The following is a 6,260-nucleotide window of genomic DNA, read 5'->3' on the forward strand; positions in this document are numbered from 1 at the left end:
TTATTTCCGGGGCGCGATTTTTTTCTTTGCCAGCCATACCGCACCTAATCGCCCGGCCTGATTACCCAACTCGCAGGGCTGGATCGGCACCTGTAAATCATCCCATAGCTCAAAGGTTTCCAGATGGCGTCCTAACAGCTGGAACACTTTTTCCTCTTCGCTAATTCCGCCGCCGATGAGCACCCCTTGCGGATCAAACATCGAAATAACGCTGTAGACGCCGCGCGCCAGGTTACGCGCCCATTCATCGATCGCTTCGCGTAAATGAACATCGCTGTTCATGCGTTCAAACAGCTCCTTACCGTGCGGCATTTCATCCACAGACAGCGCCAGCGCCTGGCGACAGGCTTCCATCAGCCCGCTGGCGGAGGCAACCTCATGCATACACTCGCCGTTATTGCCCACCGGGATCACGCCAAACTCTCCGGCACGGTAATGTGAGCCCCGGTAAAGCTCGCCATCAAGAATAATCCCCCCGCCGATACCGGTCCCGACGGTAATACACACAAAGTTTTTATATTCTTTCCCCGCGCCGCGCCACAGTTCGCCCAGCGCCGCGCAGTTGGCGTCATTCTCGACGATGGCGGGTAAATCGGTGAGTTCGGCGAACAATTCCAGCAGATTAACGCCATCCATATACTCCAGCGCGCCTGCTTTTGCCGCTACACCGGTATGGGCATTAATGTGCCCCGGAAAACTCACGCCAATGCCGACAATCTCATGTTCTTTCTGATATGCCTCAACCACTTCCTGCCATTTTTTGCGGAACGTTTGCTCATCTTCCGGTGTGTCGTATTCATCGGAAACCAACTCATTACCTTCTTCATCAATCACGCCATGTTTGATGTGCGTTCCACCTACATCGAAGCCAATGAAATGCTGCATAGATTTTTCCTTTCAGGGAGGCATACAACTAATTATGGCTGAGGCCCGCCAGTGGAATGTAAATAAAGGTAATGGTTTAAAAACAGGCAGCTAGCTGGAATTTATTGGCAACAGCTGACGCCACAACCCTTAGAGATCGAAAACTGGCCTCTTTACCCGCCAGGATCAAAGAGAATGACGGGCGTTTTCTGGCAATCTGGCTCTTTTAGGGTCTGATGGAGTGGGAAATGAACCGCTTTATTGTTGCCGAATCGAATAAATGCATCGGTTGCCGTACCTGTGAAGTGGCTTGCGTCGTCTCACATCAGGCATCACAAGATTGCTCAGCAGTAAGCCCGGAAGCCTTCCAGCCGCGTATCCGGGTGGTTAAAACTGGCATGCTGTCCACTGCGGCGGTGTGCCGCCAGTGCGAAGACGCGCCGTGTGGCGCGGTTTGCCCCACCCAGGCGATTTCCCGCCGGGGCGATTTTGTCTATGTGGATCAGGCACGCTGCATCGGCTGCAAAACCTGCATGGTGGCATGCCCTTACGGCGCGATGGAAGTCGTCACCATTAACGCGCATCAGGTGCAGGCATTGAAGTGCGATTTATGCTGGCACCGGGAAGCCGGCCCTGCGTGTGTCGAGGCGTGCCCGACGTCGGCGTTACGCTGTATGGACCCCAAACAGCTTGAGCAAATTAGCGCGGAAAAACGCCGCCGGGCGGCGGCGTGGTAAGCCGTTATGCGCTGGCCTCTTGCCAGGCGAGCGCAATCTCTTCCGCCAGGATTTTCACCCCTGCTTCAATTTTTTCCAGCTCCGGCACATAGTTCATGCGCATACACTGGTGGGTGTGAGGCCACGGCTTATCCAGCCCAGGGAAAAAGTAATCCCCAGGCACCATCAACACACCGCGTTTTTTCAGACGCTGATACAGCAGTTCGGTGGTGATCGGCAAATCTTTAAACCATAGCCACAGGAAAATCGCCCCTTCCGGCTTGTGGATCAGGCACCGCTCTTCCGGTAAATAGCGCCGAATAACGGCAATCGTTTCCTGCACGCGCTGCTGATAAAACGGCTTAATCACCGTTTCAGAAAGGCGCAATAGATCTTTGCGCTTAATCATTTCACAGGCGATGGCCGGGCCAATGCCGCCGGGCGCCAGGCTGATAATGCCGTTCATATTGCTGACGGCGGAGATAATCTTTTCATTAGCGATAATAATGCCGCAGCGGCTGCCCGGCAGGCCCAGTTTCGACAGGCTCATGCACAGAACGATATTCGGGTTCCACAGCGGGCGCGCTTCAGAAAAGATAATGCCGGGGAACGGGACGCCATAAGCGTTATCTATGACCAGCGGGATGCCGTGCTGGTTGGCAAGCGCGTCCAACTTCATTAGCTCATCGTCAGTGATAACGTTGCCGGTCGGGTTGGTGGGGCGCGAGACGCAGATCATCGCAGTCTCTTCGCCGATATGCAGATGCTCGAAATCCACGTGATATTTAAACTGGCCTTCCGGTAGCAGTTCAATATTCGGGCGTGCCGAAACGAACAACTCCTCTTCCAGACCGGAATCTGCATAGCCAATGTATTCCGGGGCTAGCGGGAAAAGCGCCTTTTTAGTGGAGCCGTCCGCCTGGCGACCCGCGAACAGGTTAAACAAGTAGAAAAACGCGCTCTGGCTGCCATTTGTTAGCGCAATATTCTGTGGTTCGATATCCCAACCAAATTCTTCACGCAGCATAGCGGCGAGCGCGTCCAGCAGCTCGCTTTTTCCCTGCGGGCCATCATAATTGCAAAGCGCTTCAGTGACTTTGCCGGTTTCCAGCATCTCACCCAGTAGCGTCTGGAAATAGTCGTTCATCTCCGGGATTTGCGCCGGGTTCCCACCGCCCAGCATGATTGCGCCGGGCGTGCGCAACCCGTCGTTAAGGTCTTCCATCAGGCGCGTAATGCCTGCATGGCGGGTGAATTTGTCGCCGAACAGAGAAAAAGTCATAGCCGTCTTGATATCGAATACTTATAAAAGAGGCTCACGATAACGCTACCTGTTCAACGGCGCAAACAGGCCTGTCCAGACGAAGGTTAGCGATTATGCCAGGTACGTAGATTCTGCTGGCATAATCGTCTGGGTTATTTTTGCGGTTCGCCTGCCCAAACCACCATCACCGTGTCATCGCCCTGGACGCGGCTAAAACCATAGATTTTGTCGTCGCTCAGCGGAATGTGCTTCCCTTCGCCAATGGCCGGATGGCGGGCGCGGAACTGCGCAATTTTCTGCCAGTGCGCCAGCGATTCGGCCTGCGTGCCCTTGATATCCTGCCAGTTCATCGACGAGCGAGTGCCCTGCAACGGATCGGAGCCGGTTGGGCCGAAGGGGCGGGCCGTCTCGTCGCCGTAGAAAATCTGCACCGCGCCCGGCGCTAACAGCAACAGTTCCGCCGCGCGGGTGCCGCCTTCACGGAACAGCCGGGTATCGTGCGAGGAGAGGTAACTTAATACGTTAAACTGCTGGAGCTTGTCCGCCATCTGCTGCCAGATGGAGTCAATGTTTGCCAGGCAATCTACTGCACCCGCCGCCTGCTCCTGATAATCAAAATTGATCATCGCATCAAAGCCGTTACGGTAGTAATCGCTCTGCATCACGCCGTGCCCCCAGGCCTCGCCCGTCATCCAGAAAGGTGCGTCGTCCAACTTTTTATCGGGATTAGCGGTTTTCCATTCCACCAGCGCATCATTGGCCTGATTTTTAAGCTGCTGCCAGGCACCCATCTCGACATGTTTTGCGGTATCGACCCGGAAACCGTCGACGCCGAAGTCCCGTACCCACTGGCTGAGCCACTGGGTCAGATAGTCGCGCGGCGTGTAGTTAGGCCGCTCTTTCGCCCGGGTGTCGGGTTTTTGACTATAGAAATTGGGGAGTCCGGTGGGCGTGATGGACTCCGTTTTCAGGTCCGGCAGAAACGCCAGCGACAGGGTGAGATCGTCAAAACCGGGGCTGTCATAGTCACCAATATCGGTGCGGATCCAGTTTTTACCCCACCATTTTTCCCAGGCGGCTTTATCGCTGAAGTTGATGTAATCATTAAAGCTGTGCCAGCTTTGGCCTGGGCCGGGTTTCCAGTCGGTCCAGCGCTCGCCAAGAGTGTTGGTGATCTCATCACCTTTCAGATACAGCGCGCCAAACTGGTATTGCTGCATATCCGCCAGGGTGGCGTAACCGGCGTGGTTCATCACGATATCGAACAGGACGCGGATACCGCGCTGGTGAGCGCCGTCAATCAGCTTCTGAAGGTCGTCGCGGGTGCCCATATTGGCGTCAAGCGTGGTCCAGTCCTGCGTGTAGTAGCCGTGATAGGCGTAATGCGGGAAATCGCCTTTGGTCCCGCCGCCGACCCAGCCGTGGATTTGTTCAAAGGGCGCGCTTATCCATAACGCGTTAACGCCGAGCTCCTGCAAGTAATCCAGCTTTTGCGTCAGGCCCTGTAAATCGCCACCGTGGAAGGTGCCGATCTCCTCCATGCCGTCTTTATGACGCCCGTAGCTATTGTCATTGTCAGGGTTGCCGTTTTCGAAGCGATCGGTGAGCACAAAGTAAACGGTGGCGTTATGCCAGCTAAAGGGCGCTTTATCGTTAGTCTCTTCTGCTTCCAGCAGTAATAGCCCATTGCTGGTCGCGGCGGGCATCAGGGTAATTTTGCCATCGGTCACGGTCGCGCTGTTGCCGCTGTAGAAATCCCGTACCCGCGAGCCTTCTTCAAAGCGATCGTTAACCGAGACGGTGACCGGGCTGCCGTCCCATTTCGGGCACTGGCGAACCGCCGCCGCTGCGGTTTGCGGTTCATCCTGTTTCACACTCAGCATCAACGTGGGCGTACCTGAGCGGGTATCGACCTGCACCTGATAATTGCCGCTGCGGAACAACCGCCATTCAGGCGCATCACCCGCGCAGGGTGCCAGTGACAGCATCTGGTTTAATTTGATTGCCCCGCTCGGCTGCCAGCATTGTTCGCTCTGGGTTATACGCAGCGGGCGGTTGCCTTTTTCCAGTGCGCCCTGGGCGACAAACACGCCGGGGCTTTGTTCTTCAAATGCAGGGAGATCGGGCAGGCTCCACTGCGCAATCGCAGCGCCGGGTAACAGTAGCAGGGCAAGAAGGCTTTTCTTCATCAGGCGGCTTCCATTAGGGTTTTTGCTATTTTGGCAAAATTTTCGCCAGCCGGTCTCATCCTTGTTTCAGCCTTGCGAGGCTGAATCCACAGGATGAGTGAGCCATCTCTCATTTTTGCTTTTTTCTGCGATAAGCTTCAGATAATTCATTATTTTTAACTACGATAAGAAGGTCGAACGTGACAAGGTTTCGGATTTGTATTATTTCTTTTACTGCTCTTGAAGGTTATTTTTGGTAAGATTTGAGATTCGGTTCACAAATTTTTCTCATGAATAAGGTGTTGGAATGCATTTATCCGACCAGGAGACCTAATGATATCGACTCGATTACGACGAATCGGGGCGGCGATACTCATCTTTTTCACCTATGCAGTTTCAGGTGAAGTGCTGGCAAAACAGCACACGACGACGAGTCACACAGCTCAGATTAAGAAAACCAGCGGTAAGCACCAGGCAAGCAGTAAGAAAGAGTATTCTCGCAATAGTGAAATAAGCGGTTCACTTCCTGATTTGCGAAAATACCCTTCCGGGACCCCAAGAAAAAAAGCGTTTCTCCGGACAGTCATGCCTTACATTACCAGCCAAAACGCGGTGATTACTGCGGAACGTAACTGGCTTATCTCTAAACAGTACGACGGGCGCTGGTCGCCGAGTGAACGCGCGCGTCTGAAGAAAATTGCCCAAAACTACGACGTGAAATGGAGCGGCAATACTAAACGTATTCCGTGGAACACGTTGCTTGAGCGCGTAGACATCATTCCAACCAGTATGGTTGCGACGATGGCTGCCGCAGAAAGCGGTTGGGGCACCTCGAAACTTGCCCGCAGCAATAACAACCTTTTTGGCATGAAGTGTTCGAAAAGGCACTGCAACAGCGGGACCGGCAAAGTGAAAGGTTACTCGCACTTTGAATCCGTGAAGGAGTCCGTGACGGCGTACGTGAACAACCTGAATACCCATCCGGCGTATTCATCGTTCCGTAAGTCTCGTGCCCAGTTGCGTAAAGCGGACCAGGAGCTGACGGCGAGCAATATGATCCACAAGCTCAAAGGCTACTCCACCAAAGGTCAGAGCTATAACAATTACCTGTTTGCTATGTATCAGGATAACCAGCGGCTGTTGGCGGCGAACATGTAATTGATAATCTATGAACCGAAAAACCCGGCTAATCAGGCCTAATGCCGATCAGTTAAGGATCGGTTGACCGATCCGGCAGTTGTGCAAAAA

The 6,260-nt window shown here is 53.9% G+C and carries 5 protein-coding genes; 2 read left to right on the forward strand and 3 right to left on the reverse strand.

Translation table 11 applies throughout. The annotated features are described in order from the left end of the window. Positions 1 to 885, reverse strand: a complete 885-nt coding sequence (locus RT120_RS16250; RefSeq protein WP_312984202.1) for an ROK family protein — start codon at positions 883 to 885, stop codon at positions 1 to 3. 227 nt (positions 886 to 1,112) lie between these two features. On the opposite strand from RT120_RS16250, the gene RT120_RS16255 reads away from it, so the two are divergent. Further along, positions 1,113 to 1,601: a 4Fe-4S dicluster domain-containing protein gene (locus tag RT120_RS16255; protein ID WP_312984204.1), complete on the forward strand. Its 489-nt coding sequence runs from the start codon at positions 1,113 to 1,115 to the stop codon at positions 1,599 to 1,601. Positions 1,602 to 1,605: 4 nt separating this feature from the next. Here RT120_RS16255 and avtA read toward each other — a convergent pair whose 3' ends face one another. Further along, positions 1,606 to 2,862, reverse strand: a complete 1,257-nt coding sequence (gene avtA / locus RT120_RS16260; protein ID WP_312984206.1) for a valine--pyruvate transaminase — start codon at positions 2,860 to 2,862, stop codon at positions 1,606 to 1,608. Between the two features lie 134 nt (positions 2,863 to 2,996). Further along, the gene (locus tag RT120_RS16265; protein WP_312984208.1) at positions 2,997 to 5,033 is read right to left on the reverse strand and encodes an alpha-amylase; all 2,037 of its coding nucleotides are present in this window, start codon (positions 5,031 to 5,033) and stop codon (positions 2,997 to 2,999) included. 312 nt (positions 5,034 to 5,345) lie between these two features. Here RT120_RS16265 and RT120_RS16270 point away from each other — a divergent pair, with 312 nt between their 5' ends. Further along, on the forward strand, positions 5,346 to 6,170 hold the full coding sequence (locus RT120_RS16270) for a protein bax (RefSeq protein ID WP_312984211.1): 825 nt from the start codon (positions 5,346 to 5,348) through the stop codon (positions 6,168 to 6,170). Positions 6,171 to 6,260 lie beyond the last annotated feature (90 nt).

This window comes from Atlantibacter sp. (assembly GCF_032062175.1).
In the GTDB taxonomy this organism is placed as follows: domain Bacteria; phylum Pseudomonadota; class Gammaproteobacteria; order Enterobacterales; family Enterobacteriaceae; genus Atlantibacter.

Excerpts from the sequence above, each read along its gene's own strand:
- RT120_RS16250 (WP_312984202.1), bottom strand. The coding sequence starts at position 885 with ATGCAGCATTTCATTGGCTTCGATGTAGGTGGAACGCACATCAAACAT.
- RT120_RS16255 (WP_312984204.1), top strand. The coding sequence starts at position 1,113 with ATGAACCGCTTTATTGTTGCCGAATCGAATAAATGCATCGGTTGCCGT.
- avtA (WP_312984206.1), bottom strand. The coding sequence starts at position 2,862 with ATGACTTTTTCTCTGTTCGGCGACAAATTCACCCGCCATGCAGGCATT.
- RT120_RS16265 (WP_312984208.1), bottom strand. The coding sequence starts at position 5,033 with ATGAAGAAAAGCCTTCTTGCCCTGCTACTGTTACCCGGCGCTGCGATT.
- RT120_RS16270 (WP_312984211.1), top strand. The coding sequence starts at position 5,346 with ATGATATCGACTCGATTACGACGAATCGGGGCGGCGATACTCATCTTT.